The organism is Parapedobacter soli, from assembly GCF_025460835.1.
Taxonomy (GTDB): Bacteria; Bacteroidota; Bacteroidia; order Sphingobacteriales; family Sphingobacteriaceae; genus Parapedobacter; species Parapedobacter soli.
In genome coordinates this window covers 220,115-239,315 of the sequence record NZ_JAMXAY010000002.1, presented here as the reverse complement: position 1 = coordinate 239,315, position 19,201 = coordinate 220,115, and the positions used below count along the sequence as shown (strand labels likewise).

The 19,201-nt window shown below is 49.8% G+C and carries 19 protein-coding genes, 1 tRNA gene and 1 pseudogene; 14 read left to right on the top strand and 7 right to left on the bottom strand.

Translation table 11 applies throughout. The features are described 5' to 3' along the window. Positions 1–38: 38 nt before the first annotated feature. From NGM62_RS02120 to NGM62_RS02085, 8 genes are read left to right on the top strand one after another with little or no spacing between them, the layout of a single operon-like run. A complete protein-coding gene (locus NGM62_RS02120; RefSeq protein ID WP_262245536.1) occupies positions 39–374 on the top strand; it encodes an HlyD family efflux transporter periplasmic adaptor subunit in 336 nt (111 codons plus the stop codon). Next, complete coding sequence (locus NGM62_RS02115; protein ID WP_262245535.1) at positions 331–1,302, top strand: ABC transporter ATP-binding protein; 972 nt, start codon at positions 331–333, stop codon at positions 1,300–1,302. Before NGM62_RS02120 ends, NGM62_RS02115 begins: the two co-directional genes overlap by 44 nt. Continuing rightward, on the top strand, positions 1,299–2,045 hold the full coding sequence (locus NGM62_RS02110; RefSeq protein ID WP_262245534.1) for an ABC transporter ATP-binding protein: 747 nt from the start codon (positions 1,299–1,301) through the stop codon (positions 2,043–2,045). The genes NGM62_RS02115 and NGM62_RS02110 overlap by 4 nt, the downstream gene beginning before the upstream one ends. After that, positions 1,984–3,168, top strand: coding sequence for an ABC transporter permease (locus NGM62_RS02105; RefSeq protein ID WP_262245533.1), 1,185 nt, complete (start codon positions 1,984–1,986; stop codon positions 3,166–3,168). Before NGM62_RS02110 ends, NGM62_RS02105 begins: the two co-directional genes overlap by 62 nt. After that, positions 3,165–4,283: an ABC transporter permease gene (locus tag NGM62_RS02100; protein ID WP_262245532.1), complete on the top strand. Its 1,119-nt coding sequence runs from the start codon at positions 3,165–3,167 to the stop codon at positions 4,281–4,283. Before NGM62_RS02105 ends, NGM62_RS02100 begins: the two co-directional genes overlap by 4 nt. Positions 4,284–4,337: 54 nt before the next feature. Next, on the top strand, positions 4,338–5,171 hold the full coding sequence (locus NGM62_RS02095) for a restriction endonuclease (protein WP_262245531.1): 834 nt from the start codon (positions 4,338–4,340) through the stop codon (positions 5,169–5,171). A gap of 8 nt (positions 5,172–5,179) precedes the next feature. Then, entirely contained in the window at positions 5,180–5,923 is a 744-nt protein-coding gene (locus tag NGM62_RS02090; RefSeq protein ID WP_262245530.1) for an LOG family protein, read from the top strand. After that, on the top strand, positions 5,920–7,662 hold the full coding sequence (locus NGM62_RS02085) for an ABC transporter ATP-binding protein (RefSeq protein WP_262245529.1): 1,743 nt from the start codon (positions 5,920–5,922) through the stop codon (positions 7,660–7,662). Before NGM62_RS02090 ends, NGM62_RS02085 begins: the two co-directional genes overlap by 4 nt. A 14-nt stretch (positions 7,663–7,676) precedes the next feature. On the opposite strand, the gene NGM62_RS02080 is transcribed toward NGM62_RS02085, so the two are convergent. Beyond that, positions 7,677–9,521: a DNA polymerase III subunit gamma/tau gene (locus tag NGM62_RS02080; protein ID WP_262245528.1), complete on the bottom strand. Its 1,845-nt coding sequence runs from the start codon at positions 9,519–9,521 to the stop codon at positions 7,677–7,679. Between the two features lie 117 nt (positions 9,522–9,638). On the opposite strand from NGM62_RS02080, the pseudogene NGM62_RS22150 reads away from it, so the two are divergent. The 4 genes and pseudogenes from NGM62_RS22150 (at position 9,639) to NGM62_RS02060 (ending at position 13,346) form a co-directional block, all read left to right on the top strand. Continuing rightward, a pseudogene (locus tag NGM62_RS22150) lies at positions 9,639–10,180 on the top strand (outer membrane beta-barrel protein). Between the two features lie 62 nt (positions 10,181–10,242). Beyond that, positions 10,243–10,587: an ArsC family reductase gene (locus NGM62_RS02070; protein ID WP_262245526.1), complete on the top strand. Its 345-nt coding sequence runs from the start codon at positions 10,243–10,245 to the stop codon at positions 10,585–10,587. Positions 10,588–10,608: 21 nt separating this feature from the next. Then, positions 10,609–12,579, top strand: coding sequence for a M1 family metallopeptidase (locus tag NGM62_RS02065; protein WP_262245525.1), 1,971 nt, complete (start codon positions 10,609–10,611; stop codon positions 12,577–12,579). 23 nt (positions 12,580–12,602) lie between these two features. Next, a complete protein-coding gene (locus NGM62_RS02060; protein ID WP_262245524.1) occupies positions 12,603–13,346 on the top strand; it encodes a carboxypeptidase-like regulatory domain-containing protein in 744 nt (247 codons plus the stop codon). A gap of 93 nt (positions 13,347–13,439) precedes the next feature. Here the strand turns inward: NGM62_RS02060 and NGM62_RS02055 are convergent, their stop codons facing one another. From NGM62_RS02055 to NGM62_RS02040, 4 genes are all read right to left on the bottom strand, one after another. Then, positions 13,440–13,655, bottom strand: a complete 216-nt coding sequence (locus NGM62_RS02055; protein WP_262245523.1) for a dodecin family protein — start codon at positions 13,653–13,655, stop codon at positions 13,440–13,442. Positions 13,656–14,008: 353 nt separating this feature from the next. Next, positions 14,009–14,082, bottom strand: a tRNA-Pro gene (locus NGM62_RS02050). A gap of 59 nt (positions 14,083–14,141) precedes the next feature. Further along, complete coding sequence (locus tag NGM62_RS02045; RefSeq protein ID WP_262245522.1) at positions 14,142–14,858, bottom strand: LytR/AlgR family response regulator transcription factor; 717 nt, start codon at positions 14,856–14,858, stop codon at positions 14,142–14,144. An 18-nt stretch (positions 14,859–14,876) separates the two neighbouring features. Further along, positions 14,877–15,893, bottom strand: a complete 1,017-nt coding sequence (locus tag NGM62_RS02040) for a sensor histidine kinase (protein WP_262245521.1) — start codon at positions 15,891–15,893, stop codon at positions 14,877–14,879. A 224-nt stretch (positions 15,894–16,117) separates the two neighbouring features. Between NGM62_RS02040 and NGM62_RS02035 the strand changes: the two genes are divergently transcribed. Both NGM62_RS02035 and NGM62_RS02030 read left to right on the top strand, forming a co-directional pair. Then, positions 16,118–16,297 (top strand): hypothetical protein, encoded by a 180-nt coding sequence (locus NGM62_RS02035; protein ID WP_262245520.1) that lies wholly within the window; start codon positions 16,118–16,120, stop codon positions 16,295–16,297. A gap of 27 nt (positions 16,298–16,324) precedes the next feature. Next, complete coding sequence (locus NGM62_RS02030) at positions 16,325–16,930, top strand: hypothetical protein (protein ID WP_262245519.1); 606 nt, start codon at positions 16,325–16,327, stop codon at positions 16,928–16,930. A gap of 8 nt (positions 16,931–16,938) precedes the next feature. Here NGM62_RS02030 and thrC read toward each other — a convergent pair whose 3' ends face one another. Both thrC and NGM62_RS02020 read right to left on the bottom strand, forming a co-directional pair. Continuing rightward, positions 16,939–18,246 carry a threonine synthase gene (gene thrC, locus NGM62_RS02025; RefSeq protein ID WP_262245518.1) on the bottom strand — a complete coding sequence of 436 codons (1,308 nt, stop codon included), beginning with the start codon at positions 18,244–18,246 and terminating at the stop codon, positions 16,939–16,941. A gap of 13 nt (positions 18,247–18,259) precedes the next feature. Beyond that, positions 18,260–19,201, bottom strand: coding sequence for a homoserine kinase (locus NGM62_RS02020; RefSeq protein ID WP_262245517.1), 942 nt, complete (start codon positions 19,199–19,201; stop codon positions 18,260–18,262).

The window sequence follows — 19,201 nt, the reverse complement described above, 5'->3', positions numbered from 1 at the left end:
TTTTACTGATTGTTAGTGTGTTGTACAGAATTTAAGGGATGACTAAATATGCGGAAACCAACGAAACTACCGCCATAGGAAAGCCGTTGTATAAACTGGCGGATTTATCTTCTATCATCCTAAGGGCATATGTTACCGGTCCACAGTTTGCCCGGCTCCGGCTAAACCAACAAGTAACCGTATTGGTAGATGATGCGGATGGAGGTTACCGGGAATATCCGGGAACGTTGGTTTGGATAAGTGATAAAGCAGAGTTTACACCCAAGACCATCCAAACCAAAGACGAGCGGGAGAACCTTGTTTATGCTACCAAAATCAACGTAAAGAACGATGGACTGCTTAAAATCGGCATGTACGGGGAAGTTCGGTTTTGAAACGGCAATAGAAATGGTTACATTAAGCAACATTACAAAGACCTACAACAAAGGGGTTGTAAAGGCGGTAACGGATGTTTCTTTTACAGTAGAGGCAGGGGAATTATTCGGTCTCATCGGACCGGATGGTGCGGGTAAGAGCAGCATCTTCCGGATATTGGCCACCCTGTTGCGGGCGGACAGCGGCCAGGCTACCGTAGCGGGTTACGACGTGGTAAGCGGCTACCGCCATATCCGGAACCAGGTAGGCTACATGCCAGGGCGCTTCTCCCTATACCAGGACCTGACCGTGGAAGAGAACATCCGGTTTTTCGCAACGGTATTCAATACCACAGTAGCAAAAAATTACCACCTCATCGAAGACATCTACGTGCAGCTGGAGCCTTTCAAGAAGCGCCGCGCGGGCAAGCTCTCAGGAGGGATGAAGCAGAAGCTCGCCCTTTGCTGCGCACTTATCCACAAACCGACCGTACTTTTTCTCGATGAACCGACCACAGGGGTAGACCCGGTGTCGCGCAAGGAATTATGGGAAATACTCAGGCAGCTGAAAAAGCAGGGCATTACCGTAGTGGTGTCCACCCCGTACATGGACGAAGCGGCGATATGTGACCGTATCGCGCTTATCCAGCACGGTAAGATACTGTCTATCGACTCGCCCGAAGGTATCATAAGCACATACCCCGGCGTGCTGTACGCCGTTAAAGCCGCTGACATGCCTCGTGTTAACCAAGTATTGGCTACTCATGAGCCACCTTTTACTGGTTATATATTCGGCGAATATATCCACGTGGACTCTCAGGGTGCTGCTAGCCGAGACGCGGCAACAGACCTAAGGAATGTCCTGACAAAGGCCGGCCTCAGGGATATCGAAGTGAAGCCGATTACACCGACCATAGAAGATTGCTTCATTAAAATGCTTACCACATGACATGCACAGAAACAGTAATCAGCACCGAAAAGCTGACCAAACAGTTTGGCGATTTCGTCGCAACCAACGAAATTACATTTGAAGTCTATAAAGGCGAAATATTCGGCTTCCTAGGCGCCAACGGCGCTGGCAAAACGACGGCGATGCGGATGCTATGCGGATTGTCCAGGCCGACATCCGGCAAGGCAACCGTTGCCGGATTCGATGTGTATCGCCAAACCGAACAAATCAAACAGCACATCGGCTACATGAGCCAGAAATTTTCGTTGTACGAAGACCTTACCGTACAGGAAAACATCCGATTCTTCGGCGGGATATATGGATTGGATAACCGGCAGCTCCGATCCAAAAGTGACGCACTCATTGAACGGCTAGGCTTGGAATTTCAGGCAAAAAAACGGGTGGGCGACCTGCCCTTGGGCTGGAAACAGAAGCTGGCATTCTCGGTTGCGCTGCTCCACGAGCCGAACGTCCTATTCCTCGATGAACCTACCGGTGGCGTGGACCCCGTAACGCGCAGGCAATTCTGGGCGATGATCTATGAGGCGGCGGGCCGCGGTATTACCATGTTCGTTACCACCCACTACATGGACGAAGCCGAGTACTGCAACCGTATCTCCATCATGGTGGATGGCCGCATTGAAGCATTAGGGACACCCGCGCTTTTGAAAGCACAACTAAATGAACAGTCCATGGATGGGGTGTTTTATCAACTGGCGCGGAAAGCAAAAAACAGTGGATAGTTATCAATTAAAAGAAGTGAAGCAATTTGCCACATTCGTAAAAAAGGAGTTCCTTCACGTACTGCGTGATCGGCGCACCTTATTTATCTTGATCGGTATGCCCATTGCCCAGATCCTCATTTTTGGGTTCGCACTGACAAACGAAATTAAAAATACACGGATTGCCATTATAGACCACGCAAAAGACAACGCCTCCCGGCACCTCATCGGCCGGATAGCAGCAAGCAACTACTTCAGAATCCAGGAGGATATCATGGATGAAGACCGTCTGGAAACGGCATTCCAAACAAGCGACATCAAATTGGCTTTAGTTTTTCCGGCCAACTTCGAAGATAACCTCTCCCGCCAACATCACGCACAGGTACAGGTGATTGCCGACGCATCAGACCCGAACAGCGCAACTACCTTAACCAACTACATCTCGGCCATTATCCGCGATTACCAGGTGGAGCTCAGCGGACAGATGCCCCTACCCTACCAGATTACACCCCAAATCCGGATGCTTTACAATCCACAGCTCAGGGGCGCCCCCAACTTTGTGCCCGGGGTCATTGCATTGGTATTGATGTTGGTCTCCGTCATGATGACAGCCATATCCATCGTTAAGGAAAAGGAAACCGGCACCATGGAAGTGCTGCTGGTATCGCCGTTCAAGCCGGTATGGGTCATCCTATCGAAAACCGTCCCGTACCTACTCCTTTCACTCGTCAACGTACTGTCTATCGTATTGATGAGCGTATTCGTATTGCAGGTACCGGTGGAGGGCAACTGGCTCCTGCTATTTGCCGAGAGTGCACTATTTATCATTACTTGCTTAACCCTGGGCATATTCATTTCGATCAAAACAAAGACGCAGCAGGTAGCTATGCTGGTATCGCTGATGGGTATGTTGCTACCTACGGTCATGTTCAGCGGTTTCATGTTCCCCATAGAGAATATGCCGGTTCTTTTGCAGTGGATATCCAATATCGTACCCGCCAAATGGTTTTATAGCATTGTGAAATCCATCATGATTAAGGGTGTAGGGATAGAAGGGGTGTGGAAAGAAACGGCCATCTTGTGCGGCATTACCCTAATCCTTTTCGTGGTGAGCTTAAAGAGTTTTAAAATACGGTTGGAATGAGAACAATCAGATTCCTTTTACAAAAAGAATTCCGGCAGATTTTCCGGAACCGTGCCATCCTGATGCTCATCCTGGTGATGCCCGTCATGCAATTGATCATCTTACCATTTGCTGCTGACTACGAAATCAAGAATATAAATCTCTCGGTGGTAGACCACGATCATTCGCCGTATTCGAGGCTGCTGATATCCGAAATCACTGCCTCCGGCTATTTCAAACTGCAGGGGTATCATACCTCAGTTAAGGCGGCGTACGGACTCATAGAAGAGGGCCGGGCCGACCTCGTACTTGAAATACCGCGCGGGTTTGAACGTAACTTGATCCGCGAAGGGGAACAAACGCTTTTTATTGCCATCAATGCGATCAATGGTACCAAAGCCGGATTAGGCGGCGCATACCTTACCGAGATCATCGGCAATTATAGCCGGGACATACGCGTGGCACAGGTAGAACCCATGCGTTTCAGTACCCTGCCCACCGTTGAGGTAATACCCAGCAACCGATTCAACCCGATGCTCAACTACCAATATTTCATGGTGCCCGGCATACTGGCCATTTTGCTCACCATGGTCGGAGGCTTTCTATCGGCATTGAATATCGTGAAGGAAAAAGAAGTGGGCACCATTGAGCAAATCAACGTAACGCCAATCAGAAAACATCATTTCATCCTCGGTAAACTTATCCCTTTCTGGATTCTGGGCAATGTCGTTTTCACCTTGGGCCTGTTGGTATCCTGGCTTATCTACGGCATATTTCCACAAGGCAGTATCGCGGCCATGTATGGCTTCGTTTGGGTGTACCTACTGGCTTTGCTTGGTTTCGGGCTATTGGTTTCTACCTACACCGATACCCAGCAGCAAGCCATGTTTATCATGTTTTTCTTTATGATGGTTTTTATCCTCATGGGTGGACTATTCACGCCAATCGATAGCATGCCCGGGTGGGCACAAGTGATTTCGGCATTCAATCCGGTGAGTTACCTCGTAGAGGTGATGCGGATGGTTATCCTCAAGGGGAGTGGCTGGAAGGCCATCCTCCCCCATCTGGGTGCGATATCTGGCTTTGCCGTTATACTTAATGGATGGGCGGTATGGAATTACCGAAAAACCAATTGATGGGGAGCTGGTTTCCCGAAAAATTCGCATATTAGTTGCCCAAAGGTCAATTAAATGCAAGTAAAGAAATATTCCGGCGAGCTGGTTGAGTTTGACTTGGGCCGCCTGAAGGGCTCGCTCTCCAAATCGGGCGCATCGCCCGATGTGGTAGACGACGTATGGGAGCGCATGAAGCCCATGGTCTATGACGGCATAGATACCCGCGAATTATACCGGCTGGCTTTCCGCCTACTGAAAAGGGAGGCCGACTCGTTCGCTGCCCGTTATAGCCTCAAACGTGCATTGAAGGACTTGGGGCCGGCCGGCTATTATTTTGAACAATGGGTGTCCAGGCTGTTTAACCACGCCAATTACCAGACCCTCACGGGCCAACTGCTTGAAGGCAACTCGGTAACCCATGAGGTAGACGTGGTGGCACAGAAAGACAACGAGCTGCTATTGGTGGAATGCAAGTTCCGAAATACTGAGGATGCCAAAATCACGGTGACCACCCCCATGTATTTCCTGTCGCGCGTCAACGACTTCGCCGGACGCACGTTTTCATTTTTCGGCAAGGAGATGGAATTTACAGCAGGCTGGCTTGTTACCAACGCCTATATGACCACAGATTCCATCAACTTCTCGGCATACTACCATCTCAACCTCCTGGCTTGGAATTACCCGGAAGAAAGCAGCATAAAGAGACGGGTGGACAATGCCGGCCTGTACCCGGTCACCTGCCTAACCACTATTAACAAGGCGGAAAAAGACATCCTGTTGAAGCAAGGATGCATACTAGTGAAAGACATCGTAGATGATATATCGCAATTAGACAGTTTGGATTGTGCACCCCGCAAGAAAAGCCGGATTACGCAGGAAGCTATCGAACTGGTTAACCATCAAAAATAAATGAGATAATGAACAACGCTTTTATAAAGGAAGAACATAAATTCATGGAAGGCGCTCGCGCGCGCTGGAAAGAACTTAAATATGTGGGTGGTGTGGTGATACAGTTCCTCAAAGGATTCCGGGGCCTGCATTTCATCGGCCCCTGCGTCACGGTGTTTGGCTCGGCACGGTTCAAAGAAGACCACCCATATTACGAGCTGGCCCGCCAGGTTTCGGCCAAGATCGGCAAACTGGGCTTCGCCATCATGACCGGCGGTGGCCCCGGCATCATGGAAGCAGCAAACCGGGGCGCCAAAGAAAGTGGTACACTCTCGGTAGGATGCAACATTGTGCTGCCCCACGAACAGGCGCACAATCCCTACCTGGACCGGTTCGTGACGATGGAGTACTTCTTCGTCCGTAAAGAACTTTTGCGCAAGTATTCGTTCGCGTTCATCGTACTACCGGGTGGCTTTGGCACACTGGATGAGTTTTTTGAAACGCTTACGCTTATCCAAACGGGAAAAATCAAACGGTTTCCCATTGTGGTAATGGGTGTGGGCTTCCACAAGGAAATCATTGCCCACGTCCAACGCATGATGGATGAAAAAACAATCAGCCCCGAAGATATGGACCTCTTGCTCTTCACCGACTCGGTGGATGAAGTGGTGGCGCATATCCGCAAGCATGCCGAGGGTTCTCCGAGCATCAAGCTGAATCCGCCCCGCAAGGCTGCTTGGGCATTGGGCGAGCGGAAGCTGAAACGTGCATGAAAATCCTTTGGAAATACCTCAAGCCACAGCGTAGGTATATCTATTTCGCCCTGCTTCTTGCAGCGGCAGCGCAGTTGCTTTCGATGATCGACCCTATCATCTTTGGAAAAATCATCGATGATTATGCAAATAACCGCCAAGGCCGTACTGAGGAAGAGCTGGTTCAAGGTGTGCTCTTTTGGCTATTCATCGCTATCGCTGTCGCCTTATTGGCGCGGTTGGCGCGTTCTTTCCAGGATTATGTGATGCGGCTTGCCGTGCAGCGGTTTGGCATGCAGATATTCAACGAAGGGCTACGGCAAACCTTACGCCTGTCGTTCCAGGAGTTTGAAGAGCAGCGCAGCGGTGAAACGCTGGCCGTACTGCAGAAAGTGCGTACCGATACCGAACGCTTCATCAATTCGGCCATTAACATCCTATTTTCTTCGTTGGTAGGGTTCGGCTTCCTGATCTGGTATGCCATTACCAAGCATTGGGCGCTGATCCCGATTTTCCTGATCGGCTTCGTGGTTATCGGTTCCATTACCAGTATGTTGAGCCGGAAAATAAAAACAACACAACGTAGCATCAACCGCGAAACAACACGCATGTCGGGCATCATCACCGAGTCGCTCCGCAACATCGAGCTAGTCAAGAGCCTGGGGCTAACGTTTCCCGAAATACGGCGGATGCGCGGTCATACACAAACGATCTTCGACCTTGAAATGACCAAAACGCGGCGTGTCCGTTTTCTTTCCTTCCTACAGGGGACCACGCTCAACCTGCTCCGCCAGTCCATCCTGTTCACGCTGCTGTGGCTCATCTTCCGCGATGTATTGACCCCCGGTGAGCTCATCACCATGCAGTTCATCTCCACGTCGATTTTTATGCCGTTGCAGGAAATCGGCAACATCATTGTGCAATACCGCGAAGCTGAGGCTTCCATCCAGCTGTTTGACGGCTTGATGCGTAAGCCGATAGAGCAGCGGCCCGAGAACCCGGTTCCTATTGGCGATTTGGAGTCGGTAGTTTTCGACCGTGTGGTATTCAGGCACAAAACGGCTTCACAGAATGCGATTGACGATATTTCATTTACCGTAAAGAGTGGCGAAACCATTGCATTCGTCGGTCCATCGGGATCGGGTAAGTCGACCCTCGTCAAACTACTAGTGGGGTTGTACCGCCCGGTATCGGGCCGTATCCTATTCAATGATATCCCTGCCGAAACGGTACGGTATAATGAGATGCGACGGCAGATCGGTTTTGTAACGCAAGATACCCAGCTGTTTGCAGGCACTATAAAAGATAATTTACTTTTCGTAAAACCCGATGCTACGGAAGAGGAGGTGTTGGCAGCTTTGTATAAAGCCAGTTGCGCGCAACTGCTGGCACGCAGTGAAAAGGGGATCCATACGGTATTGGGCGAAGGTGGTTTAAAATTGTCTGGCGGCGAAAAACAGCGTATCTCCATTGCCCGGGCATTGATACGCAATCCCCGCCTGTTGATTTTCGATGAGGCTACCAGCGCCCTCGACTCACTCACGGAAGAGGCCATCACCGAAACGGTAAGAGCACTCTCGGGCGAAAGGGATCAAATTACGGTGCTGATTGCACATCGTTTGTCGACCATTATGCATGCAGACCGCATTATCGTGTTGGAGAAAGGGAAAATAGCCGAGACGGGAACACACGGCCAATTGGTGGATGCACGGGGATTATACTACGCCATGTGGCGGCAACAAATTGGCGAGCGCCGGTAAAACGTTCCCTTTCGTTACTCCAATCCCAGATTAAATGTTTTTCGCAGCACATCGAGCATCGGGTTCTTGGCAGCCATTGCTTGGTACTTCTCCTGTGCAGTGTAGGGCTTCCTGGTTGTATCAGCCTTCACTTCCATCGGTACCAGATCGACTGCAAAATTCCGTAGATTAGTCCGTAGTTCGTTCAGGATATCGATTTTAGAGTTGTTCAGCAGGTCAAGCTGGATCGGATTTTCAATTACCACCCCGATTTTGAACTCCGGCTGCAGCTCAGGCGGGTGGGCTGTCATCAGTGTAAATAAGTTGATTTTATTCTCGGCCTTCAGCTTGTCTGCCAACGCATGCCAATGTGGGAGCAGTTCTTCATGGGTGAATGGCTGCCGCTCGGTGCCGCTGAGCAGCTCGGGTTCGTCTACCGATGGTTCATCAGGCTGCTGATCGTCAAAAATACGATTAAGGTCGGGGATGGCATTGCTGAGCTTCACGTTGCCCCAAGAGCGGTTAGGCTGTTCCTGTGGGCGGGGCCCGGGAGGTTCCGTGCGGGGGGTGCTGTCCGCTGATCCGTGGCTGGGAACCTGCTGGCGGCCGTCTGTGGACGGCGACGAGTTGCCGGCGGATAACGGCTTCCGCTCTTCAATTTTAGGCTGCAGATTATCTGCAGCGGTTGTTCGTGGACTATCAACCGACGGTTGCGTTAGTGTTGGCTTTTTTTTTTCAGCCACTTCGGCTTGTGGCTGCACGGCACCACTTCTGGCCAGTTGGATGGCCGATGCAACGTGGCACATTTTCAACAGTGCCAGCTCCACTTGCAGTCGCTGATTCTTGCTGGTGCGGTAGTTGACCTCACAATGGTTAACAATATTGAGTGCTGAAAGCAACAGTCCGGACGACAGTTGCTGCGACTGCTGGAGGTATCGATCGCGGATGGTATCGCTGGTATCCAGCAACATCAACGTGGCGGGTTCTTTCGCTACCAATAAATCGCGGAAGTGCGAGCCTAGTCCGCCGATAAAGTGGCTGCCATCGAAACCGTGGGCGAGTATCTCGTCGAAAATAAGCAATGCTGTTGCAGCGTCTTCTTGTATGATTGCATCTGTCAGGTTGAAGTAATACTCGTAGTCAAGGATATTGAGGTTGTCGATAACGGCCTGGTAAGTCAACTCCTTGTTGGAAAAACTCACAATCTGGTCGAACATTGACAACGCATCGCGTAGCCCCCCATCGGCCTTTTGTGCGATGATATGCAGTCCATCGGGGTCATAAGACACTTCTTCCTTATCTGCGATTGTAGCCAAATGATTGGCCATATCGATCACCTTGATACGGTTGAAGTCGAAAATCTGGCATCGCGAGAGGATTGTTGGAAGGATTTTGTGTTTTTCTGTGGTGGCTAGAATGAATATCGCATAAGCCGGCGGTTCTTCAAGCGTTTTCAGAAAGGCGTTGAAAGCCTGCTGCGACAGCATGTGCACCTCATCAATGATGTAAATCTTATACTTACCCGTCTGCGGCGGGATCCGCACCTGGTCGATCAGGCTACGGATATCGTCTACCGAATTGTTGGAAGCCGCATCCAGCTCGTGGATACTGAAAGAGTTGCCATGCTGGAATGATTTGCAACTATCGCACTGCCCGCAGGCCTCCATATCATCACGCAGGTGTTCACAATTGATGGTTTTGGCCAAAATACGGGCGCAGGTTGTTTTACCCACACCGCGCGGACCGCAAAATAGAAACGCCTGAGCCAATTGCTTGTTTTTAATGGCGTTCTTTAGGGTAACGGTGATATGTTGTTGGCCAACCACCGTATCAAACGTGGCGGGGCGGTATTTCCGGGCAGAAACGATAAAATTATCCATCGGTACGAAGATAGAAATTTTGGTTCAAACTAGCTATCGGACTTTTCGGCAGATGGAGAAATCACCCGGGATCTGGAACCTCAACCCGTTTGTAAACCGCTCTAACCCCAACTTCGAATATGCAGGGAGGGAATCATTAGTTACGATGAGGAAACCGGCATTTCTCGTTTTACTTACGAAAACATCGGCAAGAACAAATCATTGGGTACCAATATCAGTATTAACTATCCCATCACCAAAAAACTAAACTTGAACATGAGTGGCGATATGAGCTACATTTGGCTGGATGGTGTGGTAGATGGCAAAGCGACCAGCAACTCAGGATTACGCGGTTATATGTACGGCGGCGTGAGCTACCGATTTGAAGATGGATGGCGGATAAATGGTATTACGGCATCAGTGCTTCCAAAGACCTGGTTAAAGAGAAATTGAGTATTTCGGGATCGATATCAAACCCGTTTAACAAATACCGTAATTACATCAATGACATGACGGGGCCCAACTTCACGCAGTCCTCATTTTCCCAAAATTACTACCGATCTTTCAATATAAGTTTGTCTTATCGCTTTGGCCGTCTGAAAGACGAAATCAGAAAAAATCGCCGCGGTATCAAAAATGACGACGTTTCAGGAGGTGGTGGCCAACAGGGAGGAAATTAACCAGGTGATTTTTTGGCAAGCGGATATTTAATTTTAAGTTTGTTTGCAAAAAAGCTTCGAATATGCACGTATATGGAATCAAAAATTGCAACACAGTGAAAAAGGCGCTCACATGGCTTACGGAAAACAATGTCCCTTATACATTTCACGATTTCAAGAAAGAAGGGATCTCCTTGAGCAAACTGGAAGCATGGGAGCAAGAAATCGGATGGGAACCACTGGTTAATAAGCGCGGTACCACGTGGCGGCAACTTTCGCCCGAAGCGCAACGTGCCGTTGTGGATGCGGCGTCTGCAAACGCCTTAATGCAGGAAAAGACCAGCGTTATCAAACGACCTATCATTGAAACATCGGAAGGTCTCTTATTGGGATTCGATGCCGAAGCGTATGAAGCCAAGTTGAAATAGCACAGCAAACCAAGAGACAACATGAATAAATTACGGACAGCCTACCTAGCAGTTACAGTGATGTTAGTGGGGTTTTCGCCGCTGACTGGATGGACGCAAAATGCGGAAAGCAACTACGACTACACCGAAGCATTCAATCCTTTTTTCTACACGAATAACGGAAACGAATACCGATCGGCAAGCGGGATGCCAGGACCTAAATACTGGCAGAACGCTGCCGATTATAACATCAGTGCACGGCTGAATGACCAGACCAATGAAATAACCGCCACGGTAATCCTTGAATACACCAACAACAGCCCGGACGAATTGGATTTCATTTGGCTACAACTTGACCAGAATATGTTTACGCAAGAAGGCCGGGGCCACCTCATCGTTCCGCTTACCAAGAGCCGCTATGGAAATGCCCGTTCTGATTTCGATGGCGGATATGACATCCAATCCGTGGCACTGGCAAACAACAGGGCCGCCGAATACCTTATCAACGATACCCGCATGCAGGTCTTTTTGCCAGAACCATTGCAGCCCAATGGTGGTAAGGCCACGCTAACCATCGATTATTCCTATACCGTGCCCAACTATGGGGCCGACCGCACGGGAGTACTCGAAACACAAAACGGGAAGATTTTTGCCATCGCACAGTGGTTCCCCCGCGTGGCCGTGTATGACGACATCATGGGCTGGAATACGCTACCCTATACCGGTCCGGGAGAGTTTTACCTGGAATATGGCGATTATAACGTAGAAATAACTGCGCCGGCCAATCACATCGTGGTCATGGGGGGTGAGCTACTTAACCCCGAAGAGGTTTACACAGCGGAACAGGTTGAACGCCTGGACCAAGCCCGCAAAAGTGATGAAACGGTCATCATCCGATCGGCCGAAGAGGTAACGCAACCCAACTCACGGCCAAAAAGCGACGGCGAGCTCACCTGGAAGTTCAAGCTCCAAAATTCACGCGACGTGGCTTGGGCCTCATCGCCCGCATTCATCATAGACGGTGCAAAGATCAACCTCCCCAGCGGCAATACTTCCCTCGCACTATCCGCCTACCCCGTAGAAAGTGATGGCGGCAACGGCTGGGAACGCTCCACCGAATATACCAAGGCCTCCATCGAGTTCTACTCAAACATGCTCATGGAGTATCCTTATCCCGTGGCAATCAACGTTGCGGCCGATGTCGGCGGAATGGAATATCCGGCGATCGTTTTTTGCAGCTATAAGTCCAAGGGCCGCGGACTGTGGGGTGTGACCGACCACGAATTCGGCCATATCTGGTTCCCGATGATTGTTGGCAATAACGAACGCCTCCACGCATGGATGGACGAAGGGTTCAATACCTTCATCAACGATCTATCGACGGCAGCGTTCAACAATGGCGAATATCACCGGGCCAGCGGAGACGCCAACCGGATGGCATTAGCCTTAACGCGGCCGGACCTTGAGCCGGTGATGACCACACCCCAAAATATGCAGGAACGCAACATAGGCGCATTGGCATACTACAAACCTGGTTTCGGCCTCACCCTCTTACGCAACGAAATACTGGGCCCCGAACGTTTTGACCGGGCCTTTAGAACGTACCTACACCGATGGGCATATAAGCACCCCACGCCAGACGACTTCTTCCGCACCATAGAAAATGTAGCAGGGGAAAATCTGAGCTGGTTTTGGCGGGGTTGGTTCAAAAACAACTGGCGATTCGATCAAGGCATTGTAATGGTCATAACCGACGCAAGCAATCCGAACGATCGCGGATACATCACCATCGAAAACTTTGAAAAAATGCCAATGCCAGTCGTAGTGGATATCACCACAGAAAGCGGCAAAGTACACCGGGTAAAATTGCCTGTTGAAATATGGGAACGTAACAATACATGGACGTTCAAAGCGCCTACGGACGAGAAGATAGTGACCGTGCAGCTAGACCCCGACAAGGTCTATCCTGACCACAATCCCGATAATAATCGGTGGGATATTACCGAACAATAACAGTCAATTTTTGTCAACTGGTTATGGTTGCAAGAGCGCTGCATCTTTTATTTTTCTTGTGGGCATTCGCTGCCCATGCAACAGTACAAGACAGTGTCCTGAGCGGATATGTCCTTGAGCTGGGCAGCGGTGAACCGCTGCGGTATGTAGAGATTGAGAATTTGAATACCGGGGTGCTGGCCGAGAGTTTGGAGGACGGCTCTTTCCGCATTCAGGTTAATAAAAACGAACGCCTCCGGTTTGAATATCCCGGCTACCGTACCGATACGCTGGTAGTCATCGAATTCGGCATGAAACGGGTTTACCTCACCCCAGATGGTACCAGTATCCAACTGGACGAAGTGCAAATACAGGCCATGACTGACAGCCGGTTGGACGCCGAGATTAAACGGGCCCAGGCCGAGGGTGAATTTGCGGAAACATCACAACACCGGGGCGGCATCCGCATATCACCTTCGCGGTGGTTCGGTCAATCCGGACGGCAAGCCCGGCAACGTTACCAACTGTTACTTGCCGAAAAGGAGCGTAGACAAATCGACGCCCGCTTCACCCGCGAAGCCATTACGGCCCTCACCCCGCTGGCGGGGGAGGACCTCGATCTTTACATGACGAAGTACCGGCCGACAGCCGAGTTTCTCTCTACGGCCAATGAGTCTACACTTCAACTTTATATCATAGACACCTATGCCGAATTCAAAACATTGACGCCTGAGCAGCGAAAAGAAATCAAGGCTCCTACAGGAGATGGGAATACGGGCAACAAATAGCCGTTTTCCAATACAGCCAACGAAACGCGGCTCCCCGTGTTAACACTCATCCCAATAGCCATGCTATTGCCAAATTCAGACGTTGAGGTCATTTTAAACATCGCCGCCACGCTCCACTCGGAACGCTACTTTGCAGATTGCCCCATAGGAGGCAATTTCGCCGTCTTTAACGTGTACCTTGAAATCTTTTACATACACTGAATCGATATTGGAAACGGTGGCCGACACTTCTTTCACCGCATTGCGGATAGCATCATCAAAACTGGAGGTGGACGAGGCAATTACCTCAATAACTTTTACAATAGCCATAATGGATTTATTTAATGTTTACGTCGAAATAAACACCATCAAGGCAAATTTGTTTTGATGTGCCGAGAATTACTACCGCCGGCCACCGATGGAACACATTGTTCTTGTTATGCTAACGCGTTCTGAACCACCTCAGACAACGGTGTGGTCAACTATAACCTTGAAACTGGAAGCTTAATGGATATCAGAAATGAATATTGGTTCGATTTACGCTGAAAAGATGCAATTTGATAACAACAAAGTTCGAATCACAAGACAGAACGATTTCATTCAATATATCAACCTGATTAACAAAAAGTTATAAGCAATAAAAAACGGGACAAAAGTAGATTTTCCTACTTTGTCCCGTCAAGTCGGGATGGCGGGATTCGAACCCACGACCTCCAGCACCCCATGCTGGCGCGATACCTGGCTACGCTACATCCCGATTGGGTGTGCAAAGATATAAAAATTTTCGATTCAGATCAGATAAAAAAGTAACGTCGGTTAACCGTTCCTATCGCCGATGTACTTATAGAATGTATCGCGATAGGTATCGCCCACGGGGATGACCTTGTCTCCGATAAAGATGCGGCCACGCTCGATACTAGCAATCTTATCGAGGGCTACAATGTAAGATCGGTGCACCCGTACAAAGCGATTGGAAGGCAGTATATCTTCCATCTTTTTCATGTTCTGGAGGGTGACAATCCGCTCGGTTGCCGTATAGATCGAAATATAATCCTTGAGCCCCTCGATATACAATACGCCGTCGAGGTCAACCCGTTGTATCTTATGTTCCGTCTTCACAAAGATAAAATCGACCGCGTCGCTGGGCAGGGGTATTGCGGGCGGCTGTTGGCCCTGTTGCTGGCGACCATTTAGCACTTTCTGCACCGAGCGGTAAAATCGATCAAACGCTATCGGCTTCAACAGGTAATCCACTACGTTGAGCTCGTATCCGTCCAGCGCATACTGCGGATAGGCCGTGGTGAGGATCACATCACATTTTCCATTGATTATTTTCAGAAATTGTATGCCAGTCAGCTCGGGCATCTGCACGTCCAAAAACGCCAAATCCACCTCACCGTTCTGTACCATGGCAAGCGCCTCGATGGCATTTGTTGTACTGGCCACCAACGTTAGTTCAGGCACCTTGGCAACGTAGTCAGAGATGATGTCCAACGCTAGCGGCTCGTCGTCTACAGCAATACATCGTACCATGGCATGTCTTTTTTGAAGCTATAAATATATGAAAAGTTCGCTACTGTAATAATTTTCGGTTTCTACGATGTTGATGGTATGCCGATCGGGATATCCCAATTGCAGTCTCCGCTTAAGATTAGCAAGACCCACACCTTTCGTATCGTCCTTATTTTGCTGGTTTTTGGCATTTTCAGCTTTGAAATGCAGTCGCCCCTTTTGCACGCTGATATCAATCCGGATAGGCTTTTCTACATCCGTAGATACTCCGTGTTTGAATGCATTTTCGAGAAACGAGATAAGCAGCAAAGGCATGATAACGTGGCCTTCTCCCTCGATGTCCACACGTAAATCCACGTAGACCTTCTCCTTAAACCGCAGCTTCTGCAATTCAATATAATTCTTCAAGTAGTTTATCTCTTCTTCCAATAGCACCCATTCTTCGTTGCTTTCATACAGCATATATCGCATAATCTCCGATAGCTTGAGGACTGCTTCAGGGGTCTTATCCGATTTCCTGTAAGCTAACGAATAAATGTTATTCAGCGAATTGAACAGGAAATGGGGATTGATCTGCGATCGCAGGAATGCCAACTCTGCGTTGAGCTTCTCCGTTTCCAGGTTCTTACGGTCCTCCCGGGTCTTGACGTTAGACGAAATCACGTACACCGCGGTGCTTAATAACATGAAAAACAAGCCCGTAATCAACGCTGCAAACATATACCGTATGGGTGTCAGGGTTTGTTGCTGGTTGTCGCTATCGCGGTATTGCAGGATGATGTCGTCATAATGAACGGCAATCCCATATTTCACTACCATCGAAATAACCAAAACAATAGCGATGTATGCCGCCGCACGCCAGTATCGACCCGTACCGATCAATAGCGGATTGATAAGGAAATAGTGCACGTAGAATATGATGATATTCAGTGCACCATAGAGTAGGATAATGATAACGGCATGATAGGCCTCATCTCTTACATTTACAAGAAACAAAACCACCAACAGCACCAGCCACACCAGTCCATGAGCCAAAAGCGCCTTGTTTTTAAGCATAATTACAAATATAGGAGTAGGTATCCATATAGTCGGCGCTTATCGACCAATACCCTTTTATGCTCGGCGAACTCCGCATTATGGCAGACGAATGCCCATATCCCGTTGGTCTAGAAAATCCTACCGTTGGTCTAAAACTTTTCCGCCGCCAATCAGTATTCCGTTTATTTGTACTGTGCAAAAGAAATTGATGTGATTGGCTAACCCTACAAACATAACGAAAGATGAAGAAGTTTATCAGTAACATTTCACCCTTCCTGCTCCTTATCATTCCATTTTTTGTGGGCTTGATTCTAGTGGCAAAGCAACCACAGATTGAAGTTGTCCAGGAGCGTATCCAACTGAACGCGTCTTTTATCTCGCTGCCCGACTTCAATGTTTTTAAGGCATTCTTATGGCGATAATGCGAGCACTTGTGTACCTTTGTCCACATGCAAAGTACACGGCTATCCCTCCAAAGCATATTGACCGCTCTTGACCTCGATGCGGCTTGCCTGCCCCTATTGGAGCAGGCGCCTGCACGCGATGACCTTTTGCGGGCCCATACACCCGAAAGCATCTACATAGCCACCCGTACCATAGGTGACATACTCAACGCTCAGGAAAAAGCCGACAGGTTAGCGGACGACTTAGCGGAGCGCATCAACATCGTTACCCATAAACTCAAATTCATCACCGAAGAAAGTAAGCCGAACGTATTATTCCTAGCAGACGTATCGCCGATGCGGCCCATCTATGATGCGTACCTCGAAACCATTACGCGATTTGCAGGAGGCATCCCTATCCAAGCCACCCACGCGTCGGCAGCAGAGGCTGCCGCCGATGTGATTGTCATAATCAACGACAAACCCATCCCACAGTTATTAGCCACATTACCGGGGCTGTTTACCGTACCGGCGTATATCATCCACCATCCCAACCACTTGCGGCAGCCGGGGGCACTCATTGCCGACGATATCGAAATCTTAGCCGAAATACTCTACCCAAAACAGTTTTTCTTCGGCCGCGACGAAGATGTTTGGATGAAATTCGATTAGAAGAATGCTTAACTTACATCCAGCAGGTAACGTTTAAACGCACCAAAATCTACATCCATGGGCCGTGCCTGCTTTTCACGGCCCTCCAACTGGCTTACCTGGGAAGGGATGGAAATCCGCGTCGCAATATCATCTGGGAAAACTTCGGGAAACTTGCAAGGGTGGGCCGTCGATAGAAACACAGTAGCATAGGAACCCGCGTGTTCCGCCCGATACCAGTCGGCCGCCTGCCACGCAATAGCCGTATGTGGGCAGGCGACGTAGCCATACCGATCGAATAGCAACCGGATAGCTTCCCGCGTCTCCGCATCGGTAACTGTATAGGAACTAACCAACCGCTTCAACGCCTCCGGATCATTATCAAATATATCCATGATACGCACCCAATTGCTCGGATTACCCACATCCATTGCATTGGCAAGCGTCTGCACCGATGGGCGTGGCTCATAGCGGCCATTCTGTAAAAAACGTGGCACGGTATCGTTCACATTGGTAGCGGCGATGAACTGCTTCACGGGCAGGCCCATTTTACAGGCCAACAGCCCCGCACCGATGTTGCCGAAGTTACCACTGGGTACAGAAAAAACCACTTCGTCCAAGCCTTGAATTTGTAATTGCGCGTACGCATAGAAATAATAGAACGTTTGTGGGATAAGCCGTGCAATATTGATCGAGTTGGCCGAAGTAAGCCGCAATGCAGCTTTGAGCTCGGGATCATTAAATGCCTCTTTAACCAGCGCTTGGCAGTCGTCGAATGTGCCATTGATTTCCACGGCCCGTATATTCTGCCCATTGGTCGTCAACTGCAGCTCCTGTACCGGGCTTACCTTTCCCTTCGGGTACAATATTGTCACGCGTGTACCCGGCACACCCAAAAAGCCCAACGCCACCGCTCCGCCCGTGTCGCCGGAAGTAGCAACCAGCACATCCAGCACCCGTTCATCCGCGTGTGAAAGTGCTGCCATCACCCGGCTCATAAAACGGGCCCCGAAATCTTTGAAGGCCAGCGACGGCCCATGGAAAAGCTCCAATACCGCAAGCCCGCTGTCTAGCGGACGTACCGGTGCCTCAAAATCTATCGCATCGTCGATGATCCGGCGTAAGTCTGAGGTAGGTAGCGAATCGCCGATAAGTGCCGAAGCAACCCTGAACGCAATATCCTGAAACGTATAACGTGAGAGGTTTTGGATGAAGTAAGCATCCAGCGTGGGAATATTTTCGGGCATATACAAACCCTTATCTTCGGGTAAGCTATTGAATACAGCGTCTTTGAAAGACACACGTAGTTCCTTATTATTTGTACTGTATAATTGCATGGTTGTCGTCCTATTAATTACCTAATTCGCGTGGCCCGTCGGCATTGACGCCTGATACGTAGCCGTTGCTTCCTATCCCGTGTTTGTTCAACAATTCCGTTATCGCTGCCGTAATCTGTGTGGCTACCGCTTTACTTCTCGAAAATGCAAAAACCGATGGCCCTGAACCCGAAATACCGAATCCGAGTGCTCCCGATTCCATGGTGACACGGCGCATCTCATAAAATTCAGGGATAAGGATGGCCCTTGTGGGTTCGATAAGCACATCGTGCATGCTCCGTCCAATGAGCTCATAATCATTACTGTATAGCCCTGCTACCAATCCGGCGATGTTTCCCCACTGCGTTACCGCATCTTTAAGTGCCACCTTGGTGCGGATCATCTGCCGTGCATCGCGCGTCGGCACATCCACATGGGGGAATACGACCGACGCGAATAGGGAAGGCGGCACCGGCAGACTGACCAGATCTATGGGGTCATAGCTCCGTATCAACGTGATCCCCCCCATCAATGCGGGAGCCACATTATCGGCATGGCCATGGCCACAAGCCAGCTCTTCTCCTAGCACGGCAAAGGGCAATAGTTCCTGCCGCGACAGCGGATTGCCTAACAAGGTATTGATTGCAAACAACCCGGCCACCGTGCTGGCGGCGCTCGAACCCAACCCGCTACCGATGGGCATCTGCTTATGCAGTTCGATCTCGACGCCAACATCCGGCCGGCCGATGTGTTGCAGATAGGTAAGCACGCTTGCACTGACCGTGTTCTTCGCCGTATCGCGCGGTAGCCGCCCATCGTCGCCCGTTACCTGTACAAGGTTAACTCCCGGCTTATCCACCCGCCGCATGTACACCTCGTCGCCCGGCTCGTCAAGCGCAAACCCCAATATGTCAAACCCGCAGACCATATTGGCCACCGTAGCGGGCGCAAATACATGTACTTTATCTTTTTCCAT

Bases quoted from the DNA above. Each gene is read 5' to 3' on its own strand.
- NGM62_RS02105 (WP_262245533.1), top strand. From the start codon at position 1,984: ATGAACAGTCCATGGATGGGGTGTTTTATCAACTGGCGCGGAAAGCAA.
- NGM62_RS02120 (WP_262245536.1), top strand. From the start codon at position 39: ATGACTAAATATGCGGAAACCAACGAAACTACCGCCATAGGAAAGCCG.
- NGM62_RS02100 (WP_262245532.1), top strand. From the start codon at position 3,165: ATGAGAACAATCAGATTCCTTTTACAAAAAGAATTCCGGCAGATTTTC.
- NGM62_RS02055 (WP_262245523.1), bottom strand. From the start codon at position 13,655: ATGGCTATTGTAAAAGTTATTGAGGTAATTGCCTCGTCCACCTCCAGT.
- NGM62_RS02060 (WP_262245524.1), top strand. From the start codon at position 12,603: ATGGTTGCAAGAGCGCTGCATCTTTTATTTTTCTTGTGGGCATTCGCT.
- NGM62_RS02085 (WP_262245529.1), top strand. From the start codon at position 5,920: ATGAAAATCCTTTGGAAATACCTCAAGCCACAGCGTAGGTATATCTAT.
- NGM62_RS02080 (WP_262245528.1), bottom strand. From the start codon at position 9,521: ATGGATAATTTTATCGTTTCTGCCCGGAAATACCGCCCCGCCACGTTT.
- NGM62_RS02040 (WP_262245521.1), bottom strand. From the start codon at position 15,893: ATGCTTAAAAACAAGGCGCTTTTGGCTCATGGACTGGTGTGGCTGGTG.
- NGM62_RS02070 (WP_262245526.1), top strand. From the start codon at position 10,243: ATGCACGTATATGGAATCAAAAATTGCAACACAGTGAAAAAGGCGCTC.
- NGM62_RS02110 (WP_262245534.1), top strand. From the start codon at position 1,299: ATGACATGCACAGAAACAGTAATCAGCACCGAAAAGCTGACCAAACAG.
- NGM62_RS02090 (WP_262245530.1), top strand. From the start codon at position 5,180: ATGAACAACGCTTTTATAAAGGAAGAACATAAATTCATGGAAGGCGCT.
- NGM62_RS02045 (WP_262245522.1), bottom strand. From the start codon at position 14,858: ATGGTACGATGTATTGCTGTAGACGACGAGCCGCTAGCGTTGGACATC.
- NGM62_RS02095 (WP_262245531.1), top strand. From the start codon at position 4,338: ATGCAAGTAAAGAAATATTCCGGCGAGCTGGTTGAGTTTGACTTGGGC.
- thrC (WP_262245518.1), bottom strand. From the start codon at position 18,246: ATGCAATTATACAGTACAAATAATAAGGAACTACGTGTGTCTTTCAAA.
- NGM62_RS02035 (WP_262245520.1), top strand. From the start codon at position 16,118: ATGAAGAAGTTTATCAGTAACATTTCACCCTTCCTGCTCCTTATCATT.
- NGM62_RS02030 (WP_262245519.1), top strand. From the start codon at position 16,325: ATGCAAAGTACACGGCTATCCCTCCAAAGCATATTGACCGCTCTTGAC.
- NGM62_RS02115 (WP_262245535.1), top strand. From the start codon at position 331: ATGGACTGCTTAAAATCGGCATGTACGGGGAAGTTCGGTTTTGAAACG.
- NGM62_RS02065 (WP_262245525.1), top strand. From the start codon at position 10,609: ATGAATAAATTACGGACAGCCTACCTAGCAGTTACAGTGATGTTAGTG.
- NGM62_RS02020 (WP_262245517.1), bottom strand. From the start codon at position 19,201: ATGGAAAAAGATAAAGTACATGTATTTGCGCCCGCTACGGTGGCCAAT.